The sequence below is a fragment of the Salisaeta longa DSM 21114 genome (genome assembly GCF_000419585.1).
Classification (GTDB): Bacteria; Bacteroidota; Rhodothermia; order Rhodothermales; family Salinibacteraceae; genus Salisaeta; species Salisaeta longa.
The window spans coordinates 964,147-989,928 of the sequence record NZ_ATTH01000001.1; the positions used below are offsets into that span (position 1 = coordinate 964,147).

Here is a 25,782-nt window from a genome sequence, read left to right on the forward strand (position 1 = left end):
CGGCCACTTCTCAAGTCGTGCCCACCGGCGCCGGGGCGCGGTCCTTCCGTCCGTGCGTAAGCCACGCCTGAATGAGCGCATCAAGGTCGCCATCGAGCACGGCCTGCGCGTCCGATACTTTCGTCTCCGTGCGGTGGTCGTTGACCATCGTGTACGGATGCAGCACGTACGAGCGGATCTGACTGCCCCACTCGATGCTCTTCTTCTGACTCTCGCGCTCGGCTTTCGCTTCCTCTTGCAGCGCGCGCTCGGCCTGGTAGATGCGGCTTTTTAGCATCGTCTCGGCGCGGTTTCGGTTCTGCAGCTGACTACGCTCTTCGGTGCACTCGGCCACCACCTCAATTTCTTCGCCGTTCGATAGCGGTCCGTTCCAGATGAGGCGCACGCCGGTTGCCACCTTGTTCACGTTTTGGCCGCCTTTGCCGCCCGAACGGAACGTCTGTAGCTCCATCTCGCCGGCACTCAAATCCACCTCAATGCTGTCATCTACCTCCGGGTAGACAAACACGCTGGCGAACGAGGTGTGACGGCGGCTCTCGGAGTCGAACGGCGAGATGCGCACGAGCCGGTGCACGCCGCTCTCGCCTTTCAGGTAGCCGTACGCGTAGTCGCCTGCAATGCTTAGGGAGACGCTCTTGATGCCTGCCGTGTCGCCCGGCTGATGGTCCAGCAGCTCCATCTCGTAGCCGTGGCTCTCGGCCCAGCGCGCGTACATGCGGTAGAGCATCTCGGCCCAGTCCTGGCTCTCGGTGCCACCCGCTCCTGGATTGATCGTGAGGATGGCGTCCCGCTCGTCGTCGGGGTCGTCGAGCAAGCTCTTCAGCTCCAGCGCTTCCAAGTCGCGTTCGAGCGCTTCGGCCTCCGCCTGAATCTCGTCGCTCAGGTTTTCGCCTTCTTCGGCAGCAAGCAGCTGCAGCGTCTCGATGGTCTCCGCTTGTTCTTTGAGCGCTTCCCACGCGTCAATCCATTCCTGCTCCCGCGCAATGCGCTGCTCCACCGTACGGGCGCGGTCGGGATCGTCCCAAAAGGTCGGATCGAGGCGTTCGTGGTTCAGCTCTTCAATGATGTCCCGGCGTCCGGAGACGTCAAAGATAGCCCCCGAGCGCATCGACGCGCTCGATGAGGGTGGCCAGGTCGCTATCGGAGTATTTTTTCATTGCAATAACGGATACAAAGTGAGAGGACTATGCCGCAACGGATCGGTGCTTCATCCAGCGGGCGGTCTCGCTGCCGATCCATCCGCCGGTGGCGCCCAGAACGGCACCCAGCAAAACCGTCGCCCCAACCACCGCCGCGCCGGGGATGTTTCCAAAAAGCGTGCCCAGAATGCGCAGCAGTTCGCGCGTAGGTGCCGGGGCCACCACAAACGTGTACACGACCCAGCCGCTCCACGACAGCAGCCCCGCGCCGCCGCCCACCAGCCAGCCGCGGTCAACAACCCACGCGCCGCCCGCGAGGCCCGCGACGGCGGTCATGGGCCAGCCGATCCATCCGTGCAGCAATGCAGCCAGGGCGGTGGTGCCAAGCAAAGGAAGCAGCATACCAGCAGCAAGCGAGGAGCAAGGGACTATTGGTGGCGCGCCACGAAGCGCTCCATGCGCACAAGCGCTTCTTTGATGTCGTCGAGCCCGGTGGCGTACGAGCAGCGGACGTACCCCGCGCCGCTTGGCCCAAAGGCATCGCCCGGCACGCAGGCCACGTGCTCTTCTTCGAGGAGTTGCTGGGCAAACTGCTCGGACGACAGGCCGGTGGAGGTAATGTCTGGGAAGCAGTAGAACGCGCCCTCCGGCTCGAAGGTGGGCAGCCCCATGGCGTTGAGGCCATCGACAATCGTGCGGCGGCGCTCGTCGTAGGACTGGCGCATGGCCTCCACATCGTCGCCGGAGTCGCGGAGGGCAGCCACGGCAGCGTGCTGGCTGATGGTGGGCGCGCTCATCACCATGTACTGATGCACCTTGTAGAGCCCGCGCAGCAGCGGACGCGGCGCACACGCATACCCCACGCGCCAGCCGGTCATGGCGTGGCCCTTCGAGAAGCCGCCCAGCAGCACCGTGCGCTCGCGCAGCCCGTCGAGCGCCGGCACCGAGACGTGCCCCGCGGCGTGCGCGTCGCCGTAGACGAGGCGGTCGTAAATTTCGTCGGAGATGACGAGCAGGTCGTGTTCGATGACGAGCGCAGCGATGTCTTCCAGCGTCTCGCGCCGGAGCACCGCGCCCGTCGGGTTGTTGGGGTAGCCAAGAAAGAGCACCTTCGTGCGGTCGCTGATGTGCGGCTGCAGGTCTTCGGCAGTGACCTGGAAGTTGGTGTCTACAGAGGTCGGCACGTAGGTAACGTCGCCCCCGGCAAACGTGGCGGTTGGGCCGTACGACACGAAGCACGGCTCAGGAATTAGGATTTCGTCGCCCGGATCGAGCAGCGACAGCATCGTCAGTTGCATCGCCTCGCTGACGCCCACCGTCACCAGCACCTCATGCTCGGGATCGTAGCGCACGCCGTGGCGGGTGTCGAGGTCGTCGGCGATGAGGTCGCGCAGCTCCCGCAGGCCGGCGTTGGCCGTGTAGCTCGTTGCGCCGGCTTCGAGGGCCGCGTGGCCCGCTTGCATCACCGCGGGCGGCGAGACAAAGTCGGGCTCGCCAATACCCAGCGATATGACGTCGTCCATGGTCGCGGCAATTTCAAAGAAGCGCCGAATGCCGCTCGGTGGGGTGGAACGGACGCGCTTGGACAGGCGGTGCTGCAACTCCAACGTGCTTGATGCCGACATACAGCCAGAACGGTTGATGGGTACGCTACGGTCGTGCCCGTGTACCGAAGCACGCCCGGATGGGATCCCACCCCTTGCAGAAGAGGCCCGCGGGCACCGGCCCACTACCACGCCACCAAATCTCCAAACGAGCGACGCAACAGCTGATACAGTCCACGCAGCGGCAACCCCATGACGGTGTAGTAGTCGCCAGCGATGTGCTCAACGAACAGCGGCCCCATCGCGTCCTGAATGCCATACCCGCCGGCTTTATCCAGCGGCGACCCCGTTGCGACGTATGCGTCAATCTCGTCGTCGGAGAGCGACGCCATGGTGACGTCGGTGGAGAACACCTCGGCATCGACCCGGCCCGAGGCGCGGTGCATGAGCGCCAGGCCGGTGTACACGGTGTGGGTTTCTCCACTCAGGCGCCGCAGCATCTGACGGGCAGCGGCGGGATTGGCGGGCTTTTCGAGGATGTCGTCGTCCAATGCCACCACGGTATCGGCGGCCAGCGTGAGGGCTTCGGGATGGTCGTCGGCGACGGGTCGGACCTTCCGGAGCGCCAGCTCCTCCACGTAGTCGGCGGGCGGCGGCACCTCGCGCATAAACTCGTTGGCCGGGCTCACCTGCACCATAAACGACAGGTTCAGTTGCGCAAGGAGCGTGCGGCGGCGGGGCGACTGCGAGGCCAGGATCAGCGGGGCGGTGAGTTGCATGGGGCTGTTGGTGGGTGCAAAGACGCGTACAACGCTTTCCATGATACCATACATTCCCCTCAACTGCTACAAAATAGCTGTGGATCGTCGTGTTTCCACGATCAGTCGCACAAGCAGCACAAGGAGTAGCGCGCCGGCCCCCACGGTGCTCCAGTCGCCCCAGCGGACGAACGGCGTGCGGTGCGTGTACAGCGGCAGCGCGACCACCTCTCCCCGGGCGGCAGCCGGTGCCAGGCGCGGATCGGGGCCGTAGGGATCGATCACCCCCGAGGGCCCGCGCACATCCGCCAGCAGCACGGCGCGTCCCACCGCATGGGCCCGGAGCGCCGCCAGACGCTGGAGGTGACGCGTGCCCCGCAGGGGCCACCACCCCATCTGCGCCACCGTAACGAACGCCCGCGCCTGTTCGCGGCGCACGTACCGGCGCAGATAGGCTCCAAACAGCACCTCAAAGCAGATGAGCGGTCCCACCCGAGCGCCGTCGATGCGAAAGGACCGAGGCCCCGCCCCCCGCACGTAGCCCGCGACACCCCCGGCGGGCAGGTTCCACTGCGCCAGCGCCGGCCATACCGATGCCAACGGCACCTGCTCAACGAACGGCACCAGATGCCGCTTCGTGTACGACGCGGGCGGCGCGGGACCGGTCATCCACAACGCCTGATTGCGATACTGCTGCTCACCGGTGTCACTCGACGTGATCGCGCCCGTCAGCAACGGGATGTTTTGCGCGGCCGCCCATGCGAAGACGGCCGCGCGGAGGCTGTCGTTGGGGGGAAGCGCCGTTTCGGGCCACACCACCGCATCGGGCCGCGTGCCGGGCGTGGTGCCGGCATGCAGGGTCAGACGCTTGAGGGTGCGTAGGCGCTCGCGAGGCGATCCATCGGCCCACTGTGTGGCCGGTAGGGCCGGTTGCACCACGCGCATGTGCAACGCGCCTGCAGAGATCGGGGCAGCCGCTGCGCCGACGCATGCGAAGGGCACAAGCAGCCAGGCCCCCAGCGCCACGCCGGCGGTCCACGTCTGGGCACGCGCCGCGTAGGCGAGGCCGCCGTTCAGGCCCCACACCCACGCACTCACCAGCGGCACGCCGCCCCATGGCGCCAGGACGCCCCCTACGCCTGCCACCGGCTGGGTGTGGCCCATCAGCACCCCGGGCAGCGCCCACGGTCCGTACCGCAGCAGGGCCTCGACGGCCAATGACCCCGCCCCCACCAGCACCAGATGCCCCCCGAAGCCCAACCGCCGCCTCATCCGGGCCGCACCGTACCACGGAAGCGCAAGCAGCGCCCCGCATCCCACCAGGGCCACGCCCGCCGCCACGCTCGGTTGGCCCATGGGATGCTGCAGCGCCCACCGGAAGGCCCACACGCCCCCCAGGCTCCACGCGGCCCACGCCGCGGCAAACACGCGATCCGGCGCCATGCGGTCGGAGCACAGCGCAAGCGGCACCCAGGCCGTCCACGCCAACGCGCCCCATCCGCTCGCTTGCAGGCTGAGGGCGAGACAGACCGCGGCCCACGCGCTTGCGCCAGCGGCCGTCAGCCACGCACGGTGTCGCAGAACGGCCCGCACCTCATCCATCATCGGCCGGCGAAGATGTGTGCGCCGCGAGCTCCTCCAGCGCGTCGCGTAGCGCCGGCCCAAGCAACACGCCCGTGTGCCGGTAGCGCACGTGGCCCTCCGGCCCAATGATGTAGGTGCGCGGCACCACGCGCCCCGGAAACGCGCGCTGCGCCAGCTGCGGACTCACAATCTGCGGATAGTTGAGGCCGTATTCGTCCACAAACGGCCGAACGACCGAAGCTGCGTGGTCGACCGACAGGCCGACAAATTGCACCCCGCGATCCGCAAACGCTTGCTGTGTCGCCACGAAGCCCGGCAGCTCCACGCGGCAGGGCGCGCACCACGTGGCCCACACATTGACCACCACCACCTGCCCGCGATAGTCGCTAAGCCGCAGCGTGGTGCCGGCCAGCGTTGTCGCCTGCACATCGGGCACGGCCCGGCCTTTCTGCGTAACGTCGATGGGTGGAAGGACCTGAAAGTACAGGTAGATCAGGGCGCCCAGCAGCACCGGCCAATGCCAGTACGCACGAACGGCGCGCCACACGCGCTTCCCCCCTGACGGTGCATCAGATGCGGGTGTACTCATGAGGCAGCGGCGGAAGTATCAGACGCATCGAACAGTCCAATCACATCGCAATCGAGCTGCACCACGAACCCGCAGTATCCGCAAACGACGTTTGCGGCGCGCAGGGGCGCGTCATCGGCGGCGTCCGACGGCCCCAACACCGACACCTCGGGGCGCACGCGAAACGACGAGGCGTTGCACATGGGACATCGGGGCGCGCTAGCACGCGTGTTGAGGTGACGGGCAACGCGCTTGCGCTGCGCAAGGGTAAGACGATTGGCCATACGGGCACAACGATTGGGAAAACGAAACGAGTTGAGGCTGCCCGTCGCCGAGCAGCCTCAAGGCACATCAGTCACGAATGAGTGGCGCGGATCATGCAGCCTTTAGACGCAGGGTTTGGTTGGAGTGTGTTTCACAGACCGACGGCAGCGATTGGTGTTGGTCGCGCACACTCACGTGGCGCTACGTCTGAGCTTGTGCATGGCTTGTTTTTTGATTTGCCGCACACGCTGGCTTGCAATCTCAAGCCGCCTGCCAATTTCTCTGATGCTCCGCCTGCGTTTGTAGCCCAGTCCGTAGTACAGCCGCATGACCTCGGCCTCGCGGTCTTGCAGCGTGCTCAGCCTGTGATCAATCTCTTTCTTAACTTGCTTCTGAAGCGTAACCTCTCTCATATCCTCTGGGCGTTGTGTTAGATGTGCGTTTCGAGGTCTTCGCGGCGGTGGCGCTGCCGCAGTTTGCGCAGGGCCTTCTCCTTGATTTGCCGCACCCGCTCACGTGTCAGGTCGAAACGCTTGCCAATTTCTTCGAGGGTTAGCCGGTGCTCGCGGCCCAGCCCGTAGTACAGCCGCGTGATCTCGGCCTCACGGTCTTGCAGCGTGCTCAGCGCCCGCTCAATATCAATCTTCACCGACTCGCCCATCATTTCGTTATCGGGCGTTTCAACTTCGTCGTCGGGGAGAACATCGAGGAGGCTATTGTCCTCATCCTCGCTAAACGGCGCATCAACCGAGAGGTGACGCGAGGTGTGCTGCATCGCTTCGCGCACCTTCTGCACGTCGATTTCGAGCTCCTCGGCCAGCTCCTCAATGTTGGGCTTGCGTTCATGCTCCTGCTGCAAGCGCGCGCTGGCTTTGCGGATTTTGCTGATGGTGCCGATGCGGTTCAGCGGGAGGCGCACCACGCGACTCTGCTCGGCAAGGGCCTGCAAGATGGCCTGGCGGATCCACCACACGGCGTACGAGATAAACCGGAAGCCGCGGGTTTCGTCGAAGCGCTTGGCGGCTTTGATGAGGCCGTAGTTGCCCTCGTTGATGAGATCGGAGAGCGACAGGCCCTGGCCCTGATACTTTTTGGCGACCGAGACGACGAATCGCAGGTTTGCTTCGCAGAGATCGTGCAGGGCTTCCTCGTCGCCCTCCTTGATGCGTTGCGCCAGCTCTACCTCCTCTTCGGGTTCTAGAAGGTCGACCTTGCCGATTTCTTGAAGATACTGGTCGAGCATGCGTTGTTCGCGGGGAACGTACATAAGACTCCGAACGATTGGTGATGGCAGCGGAAAGCGATAAAGATGAGCGCCACGCTACATGCACGGTGCGCCGTTTACGCACAGGGTGTGTTGCATATGGCGAAGGCGGCAACAGACAGTGGAAGCAACGTGGTTACGCAACTGTTATAAGTGCGCGTCGGGCTTGCAATTGTCATTACCGCCTTTCCTCACGGCAGAGCTTAACCCTTGTTCCAGGGTAAACCTACTAATCAACGACTTTCTGCCGATCAAAGTCAATAGTTGACGCGGGAATCTCCAGAATGCCCGTGGCGATATTGCGTTCTTCGCTCATGCGCGGCACTTTGGTTTGTCCGCTTACACTATCTTTGGTCTTTTTTAACCAGGCGTAGAACGTACCCTCGGGAACTGCGGTCACTTCGGGCGGCGCAAAGGCTTGGGCCTCGCGCCGGATTTGGTAGTGCCGGTTCACCTCTTGCAGGTAGGCGTCGATCTGCTTGGCAAAGGCCGCCCCATCGGCAGGGGGCTGCTTAAACTCGATGATCCATTCCAGCCCGGGCAGCGTGCCTTCTTGCGTTCGTTGCGGGGCAATGTGGTAGTCTTTCATGTGGGCGCCGGTGGCTTCGCATGCCGCCCGCAAAGCCGCGCGGGCTTCGTCGCCGTACACCGCTTCGCCGTATTTGTCGATCATCTCGCTGGTACGCCCAGCCACCTGAATCTTGTGCGGCTGGGTGGACGTGAAGCGCACCACGTCGCCCACGTCGTAGCTCCACAGCCCGCTGCACGAGGTGATGTAAAGCGCATACCGCACGCCGGGCTCCACGGTCGCAATGGTGTGGCGGGTGGGCTCCTCGTCGTCTTTCTCGTCCATGGGCACAAACTCGTAGAAGAGCCCATTGTCGAGGTGCAAGAGCATCGACGGATCGTCGACGGTGTTTTGGAACGAGAAAAAGCCCTCCGAAGCGCCGTACGTCTCGATGAAGTCGATGGGCGTGCCAATTTGGGCTTCCAGCAACGTGCGATACGACCGCAGCGCAACGCCGCCCGAAATGAAAAGCTGCAGGTTGGGCCACACGTCGGCAACGGTATGGGCCGTGTCGGCATGTTGCTCGTTGTACACCTCCAGGAGCACGTCAAACAGCACGAGCGCCCACGTGGGGGCCATCACGAGGAGGCGAATGTCCTCATCGACGGTGCGCTCGGCAATGGCGCGGAGTTTCTGCTCCCAGTTCGGAAGGAACGCAACGTCGTTGGGCACTGCCTGCAGCAAGCGGCGGAAATAGCCGGGGGCGGCCTCGGCCAACAGCCCGCTAATTTCCCCAACCATGGTGCCAGGGTAGTTCGGATCCTCCTCGATGCGGCCCGGAAGCGTCAGGTGCTTGCCCAGCAGAAGCCGCCAATTCAGCGTCTCGGCAATGTAGTTGAATCCGGTGCCCATGCTGAAGGCCCGATCGCACGCAATGATCTCGTCGCTGACCGGAATGACCTTGCCCTCGGACACGGTGCCGCTAGACACCGCGAACTTGTCGATGCGGCCCGGCCACGTCACGTCGGGGGCGCCGGCCCGGATGCGTTTGGCATCGTCCCGCAGGTCGTCGTAGGTGTGCAGGGGTACGCGCTCTTGATAGGCCCCCACCACGTCGCTAGCCTGCGCGATAGCGCGAAAGTCGTAGCGCTGCCCCCATTCCGTATCGGCGGCCGTGGTGAGCAACCGGCGCAGCAGGCGCTCCTGCGTTGTTACCGGGTGCTGCAGAAAGCGATCGACGCGCCGCAGCGGACCGAGGCGACGAATCAGAGACCGCAAGAAATCCTTCATATGCGCAATGGAGCAGATGGAACGGCGCGGGAAAGATTGTGCCAAAAGTGCCCGGCGATCTGTTGGAAAGCACGCGACGTGTATACCTTATGCAAGTTGATTGTTCGGCCTTTTTGTTGATTTACTGCAAAGCCATGTCAGATTCTTACGCAGCGCCGTCGTTTGTGCTGGGCGGACGCGCCGGTGGCCTTGATGCACGACCGGGCCAAGCGCACGGCGCCCACGTGATGGGCATCCTCAACGTCACGCCCGATTCGTTCTCCGATGGCGGGCGCTACGTTTCGGTTGAGGCGGCCGTGTCGCGGGCGGCGGCGATGCTCAGCAACGGCGCTGCGATCATCGATATCGGCGGCGAATCGACGCGGCCCGGGGCCGACCCGGTATCCGCCGGCGAAGAGGCCGACCGCGTGGTGCCGGTGGTGGAGGCGCTGCACGAACGCTTCCCCGACGCCCGCTTATCCATTGACACCTACAAGCCGTCCGTGGCGGCGGCGGCCCTGGAGGCCGGCGCACACATCATCAACGACGTGACGGGCCTGCGGCTGCACCCCGAAATGGCCGCGGTGGTGGCGGCCCACGATGCCGCGCTCATCGTCATGCACTCGGTGGGCACGCCCGGCGGGCTGACGGCTCCGCAGCGCTACGACGACGTGGTAGACGCCGTCCGCGACGGCTTGGCGTCGGCCATTGCGCGGGCCGACGCGGCCGGGGTGCAGCACATCGCCATCGACCCTGGCTTTGGGTTTGGAAAAACCACGCGCGACAACCTCCGCCTGATGCACGCCGTGGATACCTTTGTAGCCTTGGGACGGCCGGTGCTGGTGGGCGTCTCGCGCAAGAGCAGCATCGGGAAGGCGCTTGGGACTGAGGACGAGCCGGTACCCGTTGCCGAGCGGCTCTTTGGCACCTTGGGCGCTACGGCCGTTGCCGTTCAGCGGGGCGCGGGCCTCGTGCGTACCCACGACGTGGCGGCAACCGTCGACTTTCTGCGCGTGCTGGGGCAAACGCTGGTGTCTGGCGAGGCCTGACGGCGTAGACGCGCTGGGGGTGCTTCCCACCCTCAGGCACCGTGGATGCAAACGCCTCAGCACTTTCTAGAACGCAGGCGCCTCTCCAATTGATGTTCTACACGAGCGCCTTCCACTGCTCGTCGCCCCCTTCCATCTCTTCCATTGGCTTATCCTGGCGCAGTAAATGCGCCAAACCTCTGCCGCTCCATCAGCAAAAGACGATGTTACGACGGATGCGGGATGGGTATAGTGTAGGTGCGCTTCATTCCCCTTGGTGAATGCGCGCCTCCCCTTGTAGCACCGTACCGCCCCCTACCCATGACGACTGATGCAATTATCGAACGCCTGCTGCTGTGGTCTGGATGGATCGTCCTCTTCATGGGCAGTGCATTTTTGACTGCGAGCCTGCTCAGTGCCAGCATTAGCATCTTTTTGGGGATTCTGGTCCTCCTCGGTGCCTGGATCAGTTTCGGACTCCTGTACACCCTGAGCCGCGTACTGTGCTTGCTCCAAGAAGCGACAGCCCACGACCGCTCGGCTGATGCGTCATCCGCCGCCCCGGAGCCTTCGGGCGACCACATGCCCTCTACCGTTGCGCCGGTGCCGCGGGCGTCGGGCCCCCGACAACCGACGGAGGCACCATGACCCGACGCTCGTTTCTCCACATGCTGTGTGCTGCGGCCGGAGGCGCCGTGCTCGGCGCTGCTGGAGTCCGCGAGGCTCGGGCCGCCGCGTCGCCCGCGCTGCAGTCGCTGGGTGCGGCCTACGTCCGCCAGACCGGCCACACACACGCCTCCGTGGTACGTGCCCTACACGGCCAGGCCCACCCGCCGGCCGCGTACCTCCGGCGCCGCCATGCCGCGGATCGGGCCGCGGGGCGCCTGGTGAACCTGAACGGCCTCTACGTAACCGAAACCGAAGCGCTGCTGAGCGCCCTCGCCTACTTCTCCGGTTGATCGCATGCATACCGACGCCCGAACCCTCGCCGCAAACACGATCCTGCGTGCAGACGTGTGCATCATCGGCGCGGGTGCTGCGGGCCTCACCCTTGCGCAGGCGCTCCACGGCTCGCCGCTGTCGGTGTGCCTGCTGGAGAGCGGCGGCTTTCAGGGCGATCCCCACACGCAGTTTCTGTACCACGGCCTGCACATCGGTCAGCCCGATCATGCCCTGGCCGCTGCGCGGCTCCGCTTCTTCGGCGGCGCCACCAACCACTGGGATGGCTTTTGCAGCCGCCTCGACCCCATCGATCTTGTCGAGAGGCCCTGGGTGCCCTACAGCGGCTGGCCCATCAACTGGGAGGATCTGGCGGCGCACTACCCCGCGGCCCACGCGGTGTGCGACCTGGGGCCGTACACCTACGCGGTAGACGACTGGGAGGCCCCGGCCCAGGGATACGGGCGCCTGCCGTTTGCGCCCAACCGGCTGGAGACAAAAATCTACCAGTTTAGCCCGCCCACGCGGTTTGGTGCCAAGTACCGCACGCTCATCGAGCGCTCCAAGAATATCCACCTGTTTACAAACGCCAACGTCGTGCGCCTGGCGCATCACGCCACCGGGGGGCACCTGACGGGCGTTGACGTGGCCACGCTGGAGGGCACCCGGCTGCATGTGCAGGCGCAGCAGTACGTGCTGGCGTGTGGCGGCGTCGAGAATGCGCGCCTCTTGCTGGCCTCCAACGACGTGATTCCCGCGGGCGTCGGTAACGAGCACGACACCGTGGGCCGCTTCTTCATTCAGCACCCGCACGTGCAGACCGGCACGGTGCTCCTTGACGACCGCCGGACAAACATCGGACTGTACCGCGAGCACGAGCAGCACAAGACGCCCATCCGCGCCTTGCTGCGCCTCGCAGATGCGGTGCAACGCCGCGAGCAAACGCTCAACTACAGCGTGTCGCTGGCCGATCAGGGCGGTACCGAAAGCGGCTACGTCTCGGCGCGCTCCATTGCCCACTGGATAAAAGATGGCACGCTGGGGACGGCCTACGGGGAGGCGCTCCTAAACGCGCTTTCCGATTTTGATGCGCTTATTTATGGTCTCAACCAAAATATGCTCGGGCAGCATGTAAAAACGCCGCGTATGTTTCACCTCAAGACGCGCTTGGATCAGGCGCCCAACCCGCACAGCCGCGTCATCCTCGACCACGCGCACACCGATGCGCTGGGCATGCCCCGCGTGTTGGCCGACTGGCAACTGACGGCCCTGGACCGTCACACGCTTCGCGTAGCGAACGATGTCCTGGCCCAGGAACTCGCGCGCACCGGGATGGGGCGCCTCGTGGCCCCGCCCTGGATTTGCACCGACGACGCGTGGCCCGAAGGCATGACCGGCGGCTATCATCACATGGGCACCACCCGCATGACGGAAGACCCGACCCAGGGCGTCGTGGATGCCAACGCGCGCCTACACACCGTGGATAACCTGTACGTGGCGGGTTCTTCCATCTTCACCACCGCCGGCTGCGCCAACCCAACGCTCACCATTGTGGCCCTCACGCTTCGCCTGGCCGACCACCTGCACGCCGTTGTGCGCCCCGAACGCCCATCGCTCACCGCCCACACGCCTCCCTCCCCATGACTGCTCCCTCGCTCGATCCGCTTCGGCGCCGCTTCATCCTGGGCCCGCGCCTGCACCCGGCCTTCAACGACGCCACGCACGTTAGGCTGCGCACCGGCGGCCTCGTCCTTCAGGCGCATCCCGACCTCGACGTGACACACGACACGAACGATGCCGGGGTCTCGGCGACGCTGCTTGGCTTCGCCCTCGATCCGCGTACCCCACGCGCTACCAACGCGGACGTGCTCAACCGCCTGCTGCAGGAAACCACGTGCGCCGCAGACGCCCACCGGGTCACCCACTTCTGGGGCGGCCGCTGGGTGCTTGTGGTGGAAGACGCGAGCGGCGCGCGCCTTTTCGCCGATCCGTGCGGCTTTCGGCAGGCGTTTTACACCGACGCCGCCCACAACGAGCGATGGTGCGCCACCCACCCTGGGCTGCTCAGCGATGTGATGCCGCTAACGGAAGCCCCCAACGCCCGCGAAGGATTCATAGAAACCGGCGCCTACCAGAACCGCCCCGAATGGGTGTGGCCCTACGACACCGCGCTGTACCAGGGCGTGCGGCGGCTGCTTCCCAATCACTTTCTTGACCTTACCACCGGCCACGCGCACCGCTTTTGGCCCACCACGCCCCGTCGTGAGGCGCCCCTTGTCGACGTCGTAACGGCCGTCGCACCGCTGCTGCGTGGCCTCATGGAGGGCATGGCGCATCGGGCGCCGCTGGCCGTTGCAGTAACCGCGGGCCTCGACAGCCGGCTCGTGCTCGCTGCGGCCCGCTCGGTCGCCGACCGCGCCTGGTTTCACACGCAACAATACTGGGCCCACACCGCCCGCACACCCGACATGTACCTGCCCCCGCGGCTGTGTGCCCACCTGGGCCTTGCGCACCACATCGTCGATTGTCCGGCTGACATGACGCCGGCGTTTGCGGCGCAGTATCATGCGCACACCCACGACGCCCACCCGGCCTATGGCGTGATCGCCGAGGGCCTGCACCGGCACCTGCCCGCCGGCCACGTGCTGGTAAAGGGTAATGGTGCCGAGATTGCGCGGGGTCGGCAGGTGAAGGTTGAGCGACCCTCAATAGAAGATTTGGCTCGAATTACGGTGCATGCTAGCCACCACCCCTTCACCGAACACCACACGGCGCGTTGGCTGAAAGAAGTACGCCCGGTGGCGGCCCGTACGGGCTACGCCATCCCCAGCCTGCATTACTGGGAGCACCGCATGGGAAGCTGGCAGGCGCAGGCCCAAACCGAGTGGGATCTGGTGTGCGAGTCGTTTACGCCGTTCAACTGCCGCGCGGTGCTCGTGCATTTGCTTGCAACGCCGGTGCCCGTGCAAGAGGAGACGCAGGGCCACTTCTATCGGCTTATTGACACGCTGTGGCCCGAGGCGCTTGCGCTGCCTGTCAACCCCACGCCGCTGCGCGAGAAAATTCGCGCCACGCTGCGCACAGTGTGGCGCCGTGTGCGGGCCTAACGGTCATGCGCCAAAAACGCATGCAAGCCCTCCCCAAACCGACCCGGCGCCTGCGCCGCACACCGGTAGCGCGCTTGTGCGATCGGGGGTATCTAGTGGCTGCACAGTTTCCCCTTTCTCATGAAACCTATGGCTACGTTCCCCCTGGTGTCGGTCATTGTGCCGGTGTACAACGGCGCGGCTACCCTGCCGGCATGCCTCGACGGGCTGGCTGCGCAGGCCTATCCGGCCGACCGCTTCGAAGTGATTGTCGTTGATAACGGCTCGACCGATGCCACCGCATCCGTCGCCCGTGCCGCCGGCGTGCGCGTCCTGCACGAAACCGACATTCAGTCGTCGTATGCTGCCCGCAACCGCGGCATTCGGCATGCCAAGGGGCGCTTGTTTGCGTTTACCGATGCCGATTGCGTTCCTGCGCCCGACTGGCTCATGCAGGCCGTTCCGGCGTTCGAGGATGCTACGGTGGGCGCTGTGGGCGGCGCTATCACGGGCGGCGCGCCCCGCACGTGGGTGGAGGCCCAACTGGTGGCCCAGGGCTGGCTCTCGGAGCACGGCGGGCTGCAACACCCGTACCGGCCGTTTCCCCAGACGGCAAACGCCATCTACCGGCGTGAGGTCTTCGATGCCGTGGGCCTGTTCGAGGCCCGCTGGATCTCGGGCGGCGACGCCGATTTGGCCTGGCGCATGCAGGCCGAAACCAACTGGCGCGTGCGGCACGTACCCGCGGCTGCGGTAGAACACCGGCACCGCACCGATTTGCGCGGGCTGTACCGGCAGTGTAAAAAGTGGGGCCACGGCCACGCCAACCTCGCCCGTCGCTACGGCATCGAGTGCGTACGGCCGGCGCTGCGCTCCCCCACCGCCACCTTGCGCTTCCTGGTGCGCACCTCGGCCTCGCTGGTGGTTCAGGTGCTGTGGGCCGCTGCCCGCGGGCGCACCTTCGCGAAGGCACCGCACTACCTCATTCTCCTGACCACGCGTGCCGGCGAGCACATCGGATTTCTCCGCGGCCGCCGCGCGATCACCCCCGGACCCCAAGCTGCCCAATGGTAACCGCTCCGCCCACCTGCACCGTCACCCTTGCGCTGTGCACGCGCAACAACGCCAACAGCCTGCAGGCCACCCTCGGCTCGCTGGCCGCCTGCACGCTGCCCACCGGATGGACCGGCGAGTTGCTGCTCGTCGACAATGGATCGTCGGATGACACACAAGCGATGATGCGGGCCTTCCGCCATCCGGTGTTGTCGGTTCGTATCGTGGAAGAACCCCGTGCGGGCCTTAGTCGCGCCCGCAACGCCGCCCTGCACGCCGCCCGTGGGCACGTCATCCTGTTCACCGACGACGACGTGCACGTGCCGGCGCAATGGATCGAGCACATGTCTCGGCCCATCTTGTACGGCGATGCAGATGCCGTAGCGGGCGCTGTGCACCTCGCGCCCCACCTGCGCCGCCCGTGGATGACCCCGCTCAACACGCGCGTCCTGGCCGCCACGCAAAACTTTACGTCCGATCGGTACCCGCGCCTTGTGGGCGCCAACATGGCGCTGCGCCACGACGTAACGGCCGATGTGCCGGCCTTCGACCCCGAGCTGGGCCCGGGCGCCCTCGGCTTTGAGGAGGAAGTCCTCTTCTCCGATCAGTTGCGGGCGGCGGGGCGGCGCATCGTTGCGGCCGCGGACGTCTCGGTGGAGCACCACTTCCGGCCCGATCGGCTGCTGCATTCGAGCTTCGCTACTACCCTGCAACGCATGGGCGAGAGCGCGGGCTACGTGGCCCACCACTGGCATCACCTCCCGGCGCCCGCCCTAAGCACATGGGCCGCGCTCCTGCGCTGCCGCCTGATGCGCGCCGTCTACCGCCGGCGCCGCGGGACGGCCACCGCCGAGGGCATGCGCGCAGCCGAGCAGTTCTGGATGCGCTGGTACCACTACCATCGCACCCGCTGGGCCCTGCGGCACACGCCGCGCCACTACGCGCGCCACGGGCTGGTGAAGCTACGTGGCGTGTTGCCCGAGGACCCGTCTTCAGCGAACGAGCGTGGTACGTCGCGTGGCCGTGAAGTGCTCACCCCGCACCCGGATGAAGTAGACGCCGCTCGCCAACCGGTTGGCGCGTAGCTCCAACCGCTGCGGGCTGTTGGCCGGCACGCGCCCGTCAAACAAGGTGGCCACGCGCTGTCCCAACACGTTGTACACATGCACAGCGACGTCTTGCCCTTCACGCACTGTAAGCGACAGGCGCCCGCGCTCACGCATCGGGTTAGGCGCCACCTCCGATAGCGCAAAGGCTGACTGCAATGCAATCTGCACGGGCACCTCTTTCGAGAGCGCGGTGGTACCGTCCAGGTCGGTTTGCTTCAGGCGGAAGCGGTAGGTGCCCGGTGCTAGCGGGTCGGTCGCGAAGCGATACGTTTGCGGCTCGTTGGTCGTCCCGGCGCCCGCTACATATCCAATGTCTTGCCAGGTGCTCGTGCCCGCATCGGCGCGTTGCACGGCGAAGCCCGCGTTGTTCGTCTCGCTCAGCGTCTGCCACTGCAGTACCACGCGATTGCCGTTCCGCGTAGCGTCAAAGCCCGCCAGCTCCACAGGAAGCGCCCCGGCGCCCAAGGCATCCACCACGTAGATCCGGTTGGTGGCATACGCGCCATCATCACGGCAGAGGATCTGCTGGGGCGTGCACGCGGCATACCGCACCGCATCGCCGATTTCCACCACCCGGTCGGCCGACGCATCGTACACCCGAAAGCTGAGCACCTCGCCCGCTGCGTAGCCGGTCTCCGAGTCTGGCACGTTGGGGTCGCTCGTGGCTTCGCTGGGCCCCGCAATGGAAAGCGTCGCAAGGCGGCCGTCGGTCCACGCCACCTGGCCCACGCACCGCCCCGCGGCATTCACCGCGGCCACCACATCGCCTGAGGCCAGCGTTGCGGAGCCGCCGAGGGCGCTGTCGAGCGTGTCTGGCAAAACGACCGTTGCGTTGTCTACGTTTTGGATGCATTCGCTGAACGGCGTCTGTGCGTGCGCGGTGGGCGCGGCCGCGCCCACCCATCCCATCCAGCAAACGATGAGGTACAAACGAAAGGTGGTGCGTGTCATAAGTCTCCGGTGTTACCATCAGGATGTAATCCAATGTCACCGGATACTTATCCAAACCCTATTCCACCTATGCGCCTTTTCTCCTATGATGGTGTGCGCACGAGACCTAGCGTTGCGAGGTTGTTGGAACTTATGGCCGTAAGCGGCCGCCTGCGGCCTTTCGAAAAGATCCTGCAAAGGATCGCGCGGACACGGCCGCAGCTACCGACGGGTAGCTATGCCCCTTTTAGGAGAGAAGATGGTACCACCGCGCGCCCCTCACGCGCGGAGCGGCGCGCGGGCATCGAGCCAATTTCGGGGCGACGTGCGCCAGCGTGGGGCATATGTACTCATCCACGACCGATCGACGTAGTGCTTGACGCGGAGGAGCGGGCGGCCGCGCAGCCAGCGCGTGCCGTCGGTCCAGAGCCCGGCAGACGTGCCGGTGGACAGGATGAGGGGCGCCACAGGGTACGGCCGGAAGCGCCGTAGGGGGCGGGCGTCGGTGGTACGCCCCCGGGCCCGCGCACGAACGACGCGGTCCAGATTATCTCGCAGCACCGGCCCTTGCTTGACGGCGTGCACGCCAATGTTGGCAAGCCCAGGATGCGCCTGCACAGTCGCACAATCGCCGGCGGCAAACACGCCGGGCGCGCTGGTTTGAAGCGTCGACGCCACCTGCGCAAAGCCGCGGGCGTCGGTGGCTAGGGCGCCTTCGAAGAACGCGGGCGCCGCGGTGCCCGTCGCCCACAGCACCGCATCGGCCGGGAGTTTGTGGCCCGTCGCCAGCTGCACGTTGGTCGCCCGCACCGTAGCCACCGGTGCGCCGGTGTGTAGGTGGGCGCCGCGGGCCTCCAGCAGGCGCTGCACAACCGCCTGAAGCCCCGTGGGAAATCCTGGCAGCAGTCGATCTTCCGCTTCCACAAGGTGTAGCGTAAGGTCGTGGGCGCGGCCGGCGGCAACGAAGCGGGCCGAGAGGTTCAGGGCGCACTCGACGCCCGCGGCCCCACCGCCCACGATCGCGAGACGCAAGGCGGCATTCGCGGCGTGCAGCGTCGCCTCCACCCGATCGGCCAGGGGAAGCAGGCGATGCAGCGGCTTGCTCGGCACCACGCCCTCGGGTTGGCCCGGCGGACGCGTGCCTACGTCGAAGGCCGCAACGTCGTACGGCCAGCGCCGCCCGTCTGCGGTAGCAACGGTACGCGATGCGGGCGCAAGACCCGCCACCGCGGCTTCCACCCGCTGTACGCCCGCAGCCTGGCACAGCGCCTGCAGATCGATACGCACCGCCGACCGCCGGTACACCCCGCCCAGGTACTCCGGCACCATGCCCGAGTAGTACAGGTACCGCGACGGGTCGAACAGGGTGACGGTATGCCCGGCGCGCGTCCACCGACGCGCCGCCTGCAGCACCGGCAGCATGGCGTGCCCGCCGCCCACCAGCACAATGCGTTGCGCTTTCATGCTACGCCTCAAGCAACCGATCGATAACGGCCAGTGCGTCAACGCCGTCGGCTTCGGCGTTGAAGTTGGGAACGATGCGGTGCCGCAGCACCGGACGCGCCATCCGCTGCACGTCAGCCTGTAGCGGCGTCATGCGGCCATCCAGCGCGGCCAACGCCTTCGCGCCCAGCACCAGGTACTGCGAGGCGCGGGGCCCCGCGCCATAGCTCAAGTAGTTGTCCACAAACTCGGGGGCCGCGTCGGTGCCGGGGCGCGTGCGCGCCACCAGCCCCACCGCATACTCGATGAGCTGATCCGCCACCGGAATCTGCCGCACGAAGCGCTGATAGGTTTGCAGCTCCTCACGCGTCATCACCGGCGCTACCGATTGGTTGGCGCCCGATGTGGTGCCCCGCACGACCTCTACCTCCTCATCGAACGACGGATAATCGAGCCACAGATTCAGCATGAACCGGTCGAGCTGCGCCTCGGGCAGCGGGTAGGTGCCCTCCTGCTCGATGGGATTTTGGGTGGCCAGCACAAAGAAGGGCGGATCAAGCGGCATCGTCTCGCCCGCCGCCGTCACGTGATGCTCCTGCATGGCTTCTAAGAGCGCGGCCTGCGTTTTGGGCGGGGTGCGGTTGATCTCGTCGGCCAGGACGATGTTGGCAAAGATGGGCCCCCGCGAAAACTCGAACGAGCGCGCGCCGCCCGCGTGCTCCTGTAGAATTTCGGTGCCGGTGATGTCGCTCGGCATGAGGTCCGGCGTAAACTGTATGCGGCTGAACGACAGATCGAGGGCCTGCGACAGCGTGCGCACCAGCAGCGTTTTGGCCAACCCGGGCACGCCAATCAGCAGCGTATGCCCGCGGGCCATCAGGCACACGCACACCATCTCCACGATGTGCTCCTGACCGACAATGACTTTTCCGATTTCGGTGCGCAGCCGCTCATAGGCGGTGCTGAGTTCTTCGAGCGTGGCAGGGTCGTGCGCGTCGGCCATAGAGCGGGGACGTTAGCAGGAGAAGAGGGGCAACGGACGCGCGGTTACCGCACGCTCGCCAGCGAACTGCGGATGGAGCTTGGATTGACCCGGATGTCGACGTATATGTCTTCGCGGAGGTTGGACAGCCACTCATCCAGCACGCGCTGCCGCTTGCTCCGCAGGGCATACTGACGGATACGAATGTAGTCAGTAGCCAGGCTGACGGTGTGCGCGGGCATGCGGCGGTCGAGCTTCAGGATGTGGTACGCCTTTTCGCCGCTCAGGAGCGTCACGCGTGTGGGCTTGCTGATCTCGCCTTCTTCTAGCGTGCGAATGGTGCGCTGCCACGAGGGACCCAAGGCACGCAGCACCAGGTCGCGGGAGTTCGACTGCGGCGCCAGCACTTGTCCGCCGTTTTCTTTGGAGGCCGGCTCCTCGGAGTGCCGCCGTGCCATCAGCTCAAAGGGCACGTCGTAGTTCAAGAGGGTGTCGCGCACGGCGCTCAGGTACTGCTTGGTTGCTTTCGCATCGACCTGCCCCGGGTTCACTTGTATTAGAATGTGGTTGAAGTCGATGACGCCGGCTTCGCGCGCGTTCACCCGCAAGATGTGGTAGCCCTTACGCGACTCGTTGTAGAAAATTTGCGAGACCTCGCCCACCGGCGTGCGCGTGGCTACAGCGGCAAACTCCGGCTCCAGCTGTTCAACCTGGATGTCAACCAGGCGTCCACCGCCGGGGGCAGTTCCTTCGTCGTCGGAATACTGGCGGGCCATGGCTTCAAAGGAGGCGCCATCATTTACAATGGAATCGCGCAGGGTGGTGATAATCTCGCGGGCCTGGCGGAGCGCCGTCTTGGTGGGCTCGGGATAGCGCACGATGTGCGAGAGCCGCACGGTGGCCGGTAGGTCGGGCAGCGAATCCTTCGGGATACGTTCAAACCAATCGCGCACCTCGCTCGGCGTAACGTCTACTTTTTGCAGGCGCCGGCTGCGCAGCTGTTGCGCCAGCAGTTGGTCGCGCAAGCGGTCGCGGAAGTCGGCCTTGATCTCGATAAGGCTTTTGCCAAAGGCCTGCTCCAGCGCCTGACGGCCGCCGGTCTGCTCGATCATGCGATTGACCTGCATGTCGAGCTGATCGGTGAGCTGCTGCTCCGAGACGGTGATGGTGGTGTCTTGGCGGGCTTTTTCGGCCATCACCTGCTGGTTGACGACCTGCTGCAGGGCCTGCATCCAAAGCTCCTTGGAATACGTCATGCGCCGCTGCTGCATCATCGAGCGCACCAGCTGATCCACATCCGACTGCAGGACGATGTCGTCACCCACGACGGCCACGATGCGGTCGATGACCGGGCGCTGCGCAGCAGACTGCTGGGCATGCACTGGCGCGACGACAAAAAATAACGCGACAGCCGCCAGGAGGCTACGAAGCAGGCCGTGACGGATGCGAGACAATAGAAGCATGAACAGCGAGGAACAAATCAGCGGGACAGCGAGGCGGAGGGCGCTACGGCGTAGCGGGCAGCTCCAGTTCGTTTCGGGCGCGGGCTTCGTTGCGGAGGCGTTGAACCTCACGCGCATAGGTCTGTTTCCGGGCCTGCATGCGGAGTCGGCGGCGTATTTCGTCTTCCACCCATGCTTGTTTCGGAATGGTGCCGGCAGGAATCCGCTCTACGACCTGTAGGATGTGGTACATCGAGTCGGTTCGGAGCACCGGCGCCACGGCGCCCGCGTCCAGTTGCAGCAGTTCGTCGCGGAGGTACGGCGCATGCCCAAAGAGGCGGGCCTCGGACACTAGGGTGGCGCTTAGGGTGCGCGCTTGCTCCGGGCGCGCGGCATACCGGGCGACGAGCCGGCTCCAAAGCGAATCGGCCTGCGCCGCGGGGGCTTCGGCCAGTGCATCGCGCGCGGCCTGCGCATCGGCACGTACCGGCGTTTCAAGGTGGCGCACCCGCACAAGCGGCGTGTGCAACCGCAACTGCTCTTTGTGCTGCTGATAATACGCCGCGACGGCCGAGGCGGTGGGGGCTTTTTCGGCCTGGGCGTACAATCGGTTGGTGAGGGCTCCCACCAGCACGGCGCGCTCTTGTTCGCGCAATTGCTCGCGCACGGCCGGATCGTTCTTCAGGTCCCGGTTCAGCGCCTCCCGAAGCAGCAAGGTGTGCGTCACCCATTGTTCGATGATCTGCTTGCGGGCCTGTGCCGAGTCGCCCTGCAAACCCGTTCGCGGGAGCATCTCCGAGAGCTCCTGCTCGGTCAGGTAGTAACCGCCCACGCGCGCGACATAGTCGACGCGCGGATCGGGCTGTTGGCACCCCGCGAGCAGAGCGACAAGCAGGGCGAGGCCGGTGCAAGAAACGATGCGCTGTAGCATGAACACTACTTCGTCGACGAGGAATCAGGGGCGGCGGGCACGAGGCGGCGTAGGCGCTTGGGGTACGTTTCCGCACGATACCGGCGGCGCAGGCGGTCCATTACGCGCGCTTCGTAGGCGGCCTGGTAGTCGTTAACCACCGCCGCCCGCGCTTCATCAAACGTTTTGCGGCGTGCCACCCGCGTGCCCAACCGTATCATGAAGTAGGCCGTTCCCTCGTGCGTGAGCGGGCCCACGGCTTCGCCGGTGGCAACATCCAGCACCTGCGGATAGGGCGCGGCCTGCGACGTGTCCACAAGCATCGTGTCCACCGCAATGAGCGAGTCGGACGCCGCGCGCTGGGCCACGGCGGCAAACGTGCGGCGGTCGTTGTACAGCGCGATTACCGGCTGAAGGAGCGAATCGGACGGGCTGCGAAAGACCAGCGTTTCGGCGCGGCGCGGCCAGCGGTAGGCCGCCCGGTGCGCCCGGAAGTACGCGCGCAGCCCCGCGGTGTCGCGGGCCGCGGCCGTCCACACCGAATCTTGCATAAACCGGAAGAGCAGCAAGCCCTCGCGGTACCGCTGCATGGTGCGCGCAAACGCCGGGTCGCGGGCTTCAAGCCGCTGGGCGGCATAGCGCAACGCGGCGTCGTTCAGAAAGTCGGTGAGCGTGGCAGCAAACGGTTGCTGCGCCTGCCCGCTCGTGCTTTGGACGAAGCGGCGGAGGTCGGCCAGCGTGTACGTCGAGTCGCCCATCGCCGCAAACGGGCGCGCATCGAACGCCTCGGCGCGGGACAGCACACGCCGTGTAGACGCCGCGAATGTGGTCGTGTCGAGGGCTGCACGGACGCGGGCCGTGTCTACGCGCATGCCCTCGCGGGCCCGGATGCCCGCGGCAAAGGCCGCCTGTTGCCGATCCGAGCGCGGCAGGCGCGCCACGGTCTCCTTCAACTCGGGGTACGCGTCCTCAAACGTGGGCCGCGCTTCTTTGCCGCGCAGCTGCAGGATGTGAAAGCCGAAGCGCGTGCGCACCACATCAGAGATTTGGTTGAGCGAGTCGAGCGCAAACGCCGCCTCCCGAAACGCAGGGGGCAGGCGCTGCTCCGGCGAGACGGTGCCCAGCAGGCCGCCCCGTACGCTGGTGCGCGTGTCATCGGAAAACTGACGGGCCAGCCGCTCGAAGCTCGAGCCGTTTTGGAGGGCCGTGTGCAGCGAATCGACGAGCCGGCGCGCCGATGCCCGGCTGCTGTCCGGACGAATCATGATGTGCGCGATGGTAACGGGCTGCGGACGCGCCCGGCGGCCGTGCACCTTCAACAGGTGATAGCCAAAGCGGGTACGGATGATGGGGGAGAGGCTGTCGACCGGCGTGGCATACATCGCATCCTCGAACGGCTTCACGAGCTGCCCCGCCGTCAGGTAGCCCAGGCGGCCCTCGTAGCCGCGCGCGCCGCGGCGGGCGGCGCTGGGATCTTCGGAGTTACGCCGGGCGAGCGCGGCAAACGGCACGCCCTGCTGCAGCGAATCCCGGAGGGCTTGCATGCGGCGATACACCGCCAGCGTATCTTTGGGCGACGCCCCCGCAGGCACCCGCAACAAGATGTGGCTCACGTCCACCGAGGTGTCGCGGCGGGCGTACAGCTCGCGCACCAGCGGCTCAATCACGGCATCGGCCACCAGGCGCGGCTGGGCCACCTGCCGCCTGTACGATGCCACCTCGCGGCGCACACTCCGCAGCGTATCGAGACCGGCCGCGCGGGCCGCCCGCACCTTCAGCTGATAGTTGACGTACCGCTCCAAGAAGTCGCGGTAGGCGGCCAGGGTGTCGGTGGTATCGGTGGGCGCCTGTGTGGAGCGGGCGTACGCCCGTTGCAACCGGCCCCAGGTGAGCGTCGTGTCGGCGTAGCGGGCCACCACCACCGTCGAATCGGGCGGTGGCGCGGCGGCCTGTTCGGGCGCGGTCGTCGATGCACTGCCCGAGCAGCCCACCAGCCCCCCACCAATGACCAGCACGCACGCGATCCACCAAAACCCCCGTTTTGTCATCAGCACAAGCTGTTTTGTTTGTAATCAACACGCAAATCGGCATGCCATACGCAACGCGTGCCGTAACGATTCCATCACGAAACGCGGGCGGCGGGCGCAGCCGGTGAGGATTCGGATAAGCTTTTCTGCGCCGGTGGTGCGCGGGCGGCGGGAAAGGAACTCCCCTTCGCACGTTTCTTACGCTCATGACGGCCTGCCGCTGCGGCGGGCCGCTGGCGCTTCGTCTTTTTCCACACAAGGCTTGTTTGCTTATGGCTCCCTCTGATCGTCCGGTTCGCGTACGTTTTGCTCCCAGCCCTACCGGCTTCCTGCACATTGGCGGGCTGCGTACGGCGCTGTACAACTACCTGTTTGCCCGCAAGCACGAAGGCACTTTCATCTTGCGGATTGAGGACACCGACCGGTCGCGCTATGTGGAAGAGGCCGAGGCCGACATCCAGCGGGCCCTCACCTGGAGCGGGCTGGCGTATGATGAAGGACCGGGCGCCGAGGGGCCGCATGCGCCGTACTACCAATCGGAGCGCAGCGCCCTCTACCGGAGATATGCCGATACGCTGATTGAAGAAGGCCACGCCTACTACGCGTTCGACACCGAGGACGAGCTGGCGGCCATGCGAGAGGAGCTGGCCACCGAGGCCAATCCGCAGCCCACCTACAACGCCGCCACGCGCATGCAAATGCGCAACAGCCTGACGCTACCCGACGACGAAGTGGAGGCGCTGCTCGCCAAAGACACCCCGCACGTCATCCGCCTGAAGGTGCCCCGACGCGAAACCATCCAGTTCACCGACGAGATTCGCGGCACGGTGTCGTTTGAGGCCAGCGGCCTCGACGATCAGGTGCTCCTGAAGTCTGACGGCATGCCAACGTACCACCTCGCGAACGTGGTGGATGACCATCACATGGAGATCTCGCACGTCATCCGCGGCGAGGAATGGCTCTCCTCCACGCCCAAGCACATCCTGATGTACCGCGCCCTGGGCTGGACGCCCCCCAAGATGGCGCACCTGCCGCTGATCTTGAGTCCGGAGGGCGGCAAGCTGTCGAAGCGCGACGCCAACGAGCTGGGCATTCCGGTGTACGTGCGCGACTACATCGAGGAAGGCTATGAGGCCGAAGCGCTCGTCAACTTCCTGGCCTTCCTGGGTTGGAATCCGGGCACCGAGCAGGAGCTCTTTACGCTGGAAGAGCTCGCAGAGGCCTTCTCGCTCGACCGCGTGGGCGCAAGCGGCGTGCAGTTCGACCTCGACAAGCTGCAGTGGTACAACGAGCAGTACGTGCGCAAGCTGTCGGTGGAGGAGCTGGTCGCGAAGGCGCGTCCGCATGTGAAAGCCGCCGGGTACGATCCGTCCGATGAGACGCTACACACCGTCTGCGACCTGATGCAGGATCGCATCACGCGGGTGCAGGACATTGCCACGGAGGCGTTCTATTTCTTTGAAGACCCCGACAGCTACGAGCCGAAGGACGTGAAGAAGCGCTGGAAGGACGACTCGGCCGACCTGCTGCGCATGTACGCCGATCGCCTTGAAGCGGCCGATACGTTTGACACCGACACCGTGGAGGCGCTGCTGCGCGACCTGGCCGATGCCGAGGACGTGGGCGCGGGGCGCATCATCCACCCGGCCCGCCTGGCGGTGAGTGGGCGCACCTATGGGCCCGGCGTGTTCGGGCTGCTTGTGGGCGTCGGGAAGGAGGCGTGCATCCGCCGGATGCGCCGCGCCGTGGAGGAGCTTGGGTAAGCCCCGGGGCCACTGCATCAAGTGAGGAGCATCCTGGCAGCGTTCGGGTGGATTTGTGCATCTGCACGCCCAACGCACAAGAAAGCAGTGCCCTCCTTGTCATCGCGAGAAGTGAGAGGCCTTGGTCATGTCGTAGGTGCGATCTCCATGCACGAGCAGGAACGCCCCCTTG

Annotated in this window: 24 protein-coding genes; 8 read left to right on the top strand and 16 right to left on the bottom strand. The window is 65.7% G+C overall.

Features of this window, described 5'->3' with window-relative positions; translation table 11 throughout:
- Positions 1 to 10 precede the first annotated feature (10 nt).
- From prfB to SALLO_RS15120, 10 genes are all read right to left on the bottom strand, one after another.
- Positions 11 to 1,157, bottom strand: a protein-coding gene (gene prfB / locus SALLO_RS0104050; RefSeq protein ID WP_157621235.1) for a peptide chain release factor 2 whose coding sequence is annotated in 2 segments (ribosomal slippage) — positions 11 to 1,087 and positions 1,089 to 1,157 — 1,146 coding nt in all. Because the reading frame shifts where the segments join, the coding sequence is not laid out codon by codon here.
- Between the two features lie 27 nt (positions 1,158 to 1,184).
- Positions 1,185 to 1,541, bottom strand: a complete 357-nt coding sequence (locus SALLO_RS0104055) for a hypothetical protein (protein WP_022835040.1) — start codon at positions 1,539 to 1,541, stop codon at positions 1,185 to 1,187.
- 26 nt (positions 1,542 to 1,567) lie between these two features.
- Positions 1,568 to 2,764, bottom strand: coding sequence for a pyridoxal phosphate-dependent aminotransferase (locus SALLO_RS0104060; protein ID WP_022835041.1), 1,197 nt, complete (start codon positions 2,762 to 2,764; stop codon positions 1,568 to 1,570).
- Between the two features lie 104 nt (positions 2,765 to 2,868).
- Positions 2,869 to 3,462 carry a Maf family protein gene (locus SALLO_RS0104065; protein ID WP_028566878.1) on the bottom strand — a complete coding sequence of 198 codons (594 nt, stop codon included), beginning with the start codon at positions 3,460 to 3,462 and terminating at the stop codon, positions 2,869 to 2,871.
- 66 nt (positions 3,463 to 3,528) lie between these two features.
- Entirely contained in the window at positions 3,529 to 5,046 is a 1,518-nt protein-coding gene (lnt, locus tag SALLO_RS15105; RefSeq protein WP_084696147.1) for an apolipoprotein N-acyltransferase, read from the bottom strand.
- Entirely contained in the window at positions 5,036 to 5,614 is a 579-nt protein-coding gene (locus tag SALLO_RS15110; protein WP_051141289.1) for a TlpA family protein disulfide reductase, read from the bottom strand. Before SALLO_RS15110 ends, lnt begins: the two co-directional genes overlap by 11 nt.
- Positions 5,611 to 5,877, bottom strand: coding sequence for a hypothetical protein (locus tag SALLO_RS15115; protein WP_022835045.1), 267 nt, complete (start codon positions 5,875 to 5,877; stop codon positions 5,611 to 5,613). Before SALLO_RS15115 ends, SALLO_RS15110 begins: the two co-directional genes overlap by 4 nt.
- A gap of 171 nt (positions 5,878 to 6,048) precedes the next feature.
- A complete protein-coding gene (locus SALLO_RS18870; RefSeq protein WP_022835046.1) occupies positions 6,049 to 6,270 on the bottom strand; it encodes a sigma factor-like helix-turn-helix DNA-binding protein in 222 nt (73 codons plus the stop codon).
- 17 nt (positions 6,271 to 6,287) lie between these two features.
- A complete protein-coding gene (locus SALLO_RS0104090) occupies positions 6,288 to 7,124 on the bottom strand; it encodes a sigma-70 family RNA polymerase sigma factor (protein ID WP_022835047.1) in 837 nt (278 codons plus the stop codon).
- Positions 7,125 to 7,350: 226 nt separating this feature from the next.
- A complete protein-coding gene (locus tag SALLO_RS15120) occupies positions 7,351 to 8,919 on the bottom strand; it encodes a GH3 auxin-responsive promoter family protein (RefSeq protein ID WP_022835048.1) in 1,569 nt (522 codons plus the stop codon).
- 134 nt (positions 8,920 to 9,053) lie between these two features.
- Here SALLO_RS15120 and folP point away from each other — a divergent pair, with 134 nt between their 5' ends.
- The 7 genes from folP (at position 9,054) to SALLO_RS17640 (ending at position 16,089) form a co-directional block, all read left to right on the top strand.
- Entirely contained in the window at positions 9,054 to 9,947 is an 894-nt protein-coding gene (gene folP, locus SALLO_RS0104100; protein WP_028566879.1) for a dihydropteroate synthase, read from the top strand.
- A gap of 300 nt (positions 9,948 to 10,247) precedes the next feature.
- The gene (locus SALLO_RS0104105; protein ID WP_022835050.1) at positions 10,248 to 10,574 is read left to right on the top strand and encodes a DUF3784 domain-containing protein; all 327 of its coding nucleotides are present in this window, start codon (positions 10,248 to 10,250) and stop codon (positions 10,572 to 10,574) included.
- The gene (locus SALLO_RS0104110; RefSeq protein ID WP_022835051.1) at positions 10,571 to 10,885 is read left to right on the top strand and encodes a twin-arginine translocation signal domain-containing protein; all 315 of its coding nucleotides are present in this window, start codon (positions 10,571 to 10,573) and stop codon (positions 10,883 to 10,885) included. The genes SALLO_RS0104105 and SALLO_RS0104110 overlap by 4 nt, the downstream gene beginning before the upstream one ends.
- Before the next feature lie 4 nt (positions 10,886 to 10,889).
- Positions 10,890 to 12,509 carry an FAD-dependent oxidoreductase gene (locus SALLO_RS0104115; RefSeq protein ID WP_022835052.1) on the top strand — a complete coding sequence of 540 codons (1,620 nt, stop codon included), beginning with the start codon at positions 10,890 to 10,892 and terminating at the stop codon, positions 12,507 to 12,509.
- On the top strand, positions 12,506 to 13,972 hold the full coding sequence (locus SALLO_RS0104120) for an asparagine synthetase B family protein (protein WP_022835053.1): 1,467 nt from the start codon (positions 12,506 to 12,508) through the stop codon (positions 13,970 to 13,972). Before SALLO_RS0104115 ends, SALLO_RS0104120 begins: the two co-directional genes overlap by 4 nt.
- Before the next feature lie 129 nt (positions 13,973 to 14,101).
- Positions 14,102 to 15,025, top strand: coding sequence for a glycosyltransferase (locus SALLO_RS15125; protein ID WP_022835054.1), 924 nt, complete (start codon positions 14,102 to 14,104; stop codon positions 15,023 to 15,025).
- Positions 15,019 to 16,089 carry a glycosyltransferase family 2 protein gene (locus SALLO_RS17640; protein WP_022835055.1) on the top strand — a complete coding sequence of 357 codons (1,071 nt, stop codon included), beginning with the start codon at positions 15,019 to 15,021 and terminating at the stop codon, positions 16,087 to 16,089. Before SALLO_RS15125 ends, SALLO_RS17640 begins: the two co-directional genes overlap by 7 nt.
- Here the strand turns inward: SALLO_RS17640 and SALLO_RS17645 are convergent.
- The 6 genes from SALLO_RS17645 to SALLO_RS15140 form a co-directional block, all read right to left on the bottom strand.
- Positions 15,997 to 17,064, bottom strand: coding sequence for a T9SS type A sorting domain-containing protein (locus SALLO_RS17645; protein ID WP_022835056.1), 1,068 nt, complete (start codon positions 17,062 to 17,064; stop codon positions 15,997 to 15,999). The two genes, SALLO_RS17640 and SALLO_RS17645, sit on opposite strands and share 93 nt — an antisense overlap.
- A gap of 258 nt (positions 17,065 to 17,322) precedes the next feature.
- Entirely contained in the window at positions 17,323 to 18,507 is a 1,185-nt protein-coding gene (locus tag SALLO_RS0104140; protein ID WP_022835057.1) for an NAD(P)/FAD-dependent oxidoreductase, read from the bottom strand.
- Position 18,508: 1 nt separating this feature from the next.
- Positions 18,509 to 19,489: an AAA family ATPase gene (locus SALLO_RS0104145; RefSeq protein ID WP_022835058.1), complete on the bottom strand. Its 981-nt coding sequence runs from the start codon at positions 19,487 to 19,489 to the stop codon at positions 18,509 to 18,511.
- A gap of 44 nt (positions 19,490 to 19,533) precedes the next feature.
- Positions 19,534 to 20,931: a peptidylprolyl isomerase gene (locus SALLO_RS0104150; RefSeq protein WP_040605720.1), complete on the bottom strand. Its 1,398-nt coding sequence runs from the start codon at positions 20,929 to 20,931 to the stop codon at positions 19,534 to 19,536.
- A gap of 43 nt (positions 20,932 to 20,974) precedes the next feature.
- On the bottom strand, positions 20,975 to 21,841 hold the full coding sequence (locus SALLO_RS0104155; RefSeq protein WP_028566884.1) for a foldase protein PrsA: 867 nt from the start codon (positions 21,839 to 21,841) through the stop codon (positions 20,975 to 20,977).
- A 5-nt stretch (positions 21,842 to 21,846) separates the two neighbouring features.
- Complete coding sequence (locus SALLO_RS15140) at positions 21,847 to 23,868, bottom strand: peptidylprolyl isomerase (RefSeq protein WP_022835060.1); 2,022 nt, start codon at positions 23,866 to 23,868, stop codon at positions 21,847 to 21,849.
- A gap of 251 nt (positions 23,869 to 24,119) precedes the next feature.
- Between SALLO_RS15140 and gltX the strand changes: the two genes are divergently transcribed.
- Positions 24,120 to 25,610, top strand: coding sequence for a glutamate--tRNA ligase (gene gltX, locus SALLO_RS0104165; RefSeq protein ID WP_022835061.1), 1,491 nt, complete (start codon positions 24,120 to 24,122; stop codon positions 25,608 to 25,610).
- The last annotated feature ends 172 nt before the right edge of the window (positions 25,611 to 25,782 follow it).

Bases quoted from the DNA above. Each gene is read 5' to 3' on its own strand.
- SALLO_RS0104090 (WP_022835047.1), bottom strand. From the start codon at position 7,124: ATGTACGTTCCCCGCGAACAACGCATGCTCGACCAGTATCTTCAAGAA.
- SALLO_RS0104105 (WP_022835050.1), top strand. From the start codon at position 10,248: ATGACGACTGATGCAATTATCGAACGCCTGCTGCTGTGGTCTGGATGG.
- SALLO_RS17640 (WP_022835055.1), top strand. From the start codon at position 15,019: ATGGTAACCGCTCCGCCCACCTGCACCGTCACCCTTGCGCTGTGCACG.
- lnt (WP_084696147.1), bottom strand. From the start codon at position 5,046: ATGATGGATGAGGTGCGGGCCGTTCTGCGACACCGTGCGTGGCTGACG.
- SALLO_RS0104110 (WP_022835051.1), top strand. From the start codon at position 10,571: ATGACCCGACGCTCGTTTCTCCACATGCTGTGTGCTGCGGCCGGAGGC.
- folP (WP_028566879.1), top strand. From the start codon at position 9,054: ATGTCAGATTCTTACGCAGCGCCGTCGTTTGTGCTGGGCGGACGCGCC.
- SALLO_RS15115 (WP_022835045.1), bottom strand. From the start codon at position 5,877: ATGGCCAATCGTCTTACCCTTGCGCAGCGCAAGCGCGTTGCCCGTCAC.
- SALLO_RS15140 (WP_022835060.1), bottom strand. From the start codon at position 23,868: ATGACAAAACGGGGGTTTTGGTGGATCGCGTGCGTGCTGGTCATTGGT.
- SALLO_RS18870 (WP_022835046.1), bottom strand. From the start codon at position 6,270: ATGAGAGAGGTTACGCTTCAGAAGCAAGTTAAGAAAGAGATTGATCAC.
- SALLO_RS0104055 (WP_022835040.1), bottom strand. From the start codon at position 1,541: ATGCTGCTTCCTTTGCTTGGCACCACCGCCCTGGCTGCATTGCTGCAC.
- SALLO_RS0104120 (WP_022835053.1), top strand. From the start codon at position 12,506: ATGACTGCTCCCTCGCTCGATCCGCTTCGGCGCCGCTTCATCCTGGGC.
- gltX (WP_022835061.1), top strand. From the start codon at position 24,120: ATGGCTCCCTCTGATCGTCCGGTTCGCGTACGTTTTGCTCCCAGCCCT.
- SALLO_RS15110 (WP_051141289.1), bottom strand. From the start codon at position 5,614: ATGAGTACACCCGCATCTGATGCACCGTCAGGGGGGAAGCGCGTGTGG.
- SALLO_RS15120 (WP_022835048.1), bottom strand. From the start codon at position 8,919: ATGAAGGATTTCTTGCGGTCTCTGATTCGTCGCCTCGGTCCGCTGCGG.
- SALLO_RS0104065 (WP_028566878.1), bottom strand. From the start codon at position 3,462: ATGCAACTCACCGCCCCGCTGATCCTGGCCTCGCAGTCGCCCCGCCGC.
- SALLO_RS0104115 (WP_022835052.1), top strand. From the start codon at position 10,890: ATGCATACCGACGCCCGAACCCTCGCCGCAAACACGATCCTGCGTGCA.
- SALLO_RS0104060 (WP_022835041.1), bottom strand. From the start codon at position 2,764: ATGTCGGCATCAAGCACGTTGGAGTTGCAGCACCGCCTGTCCAAGCGC.
- SALLO_RS15125 (WP_022835054.1), top strand. From the start codon at position 14,102: ATGGCTACGTTCCCCCTGGTGTCGGTCATTGTGCCGGTGTACAACGGC.
- SALLO_RS0104155 (WP_028566884.1), bottom strand. From the start codon at position 21,841: ATGCTACAGCGCATCGTTTCTTGCACCGGCCTCGCCCTGCTTGTCGCT.
- SALLO_RS0104145 (WP_022835058.1), bottom strand. From the start codon at position 19,489: ATGGCCGACGCGCACGACCCTGCCACGCTCGAAGAACTCAGCACCGCC.
- SALLO_RS0104140 (WP_022835057.1), bottom strand. From the start codon at position 18,507: ATGAAAGCGCAACGCATTGTGCTGGTGGGCGGCGGGCACGCCATGCTG.
- SALLO_RS17645 (WP_022835056.1), bottom strand. From the start codon at position 17,064: ATGACACGCACCACCTTTCGTTTGTACCTCATCGTTTGCTGGATGGGA.
- SALLO_RS0104150 (WP_040605720.1), bottom strand. From the start codon at position 20,931: ATGCTTCTATTGTCTCGCATCCGTCACGGCCTGCTTCGTAGCCTCCTG.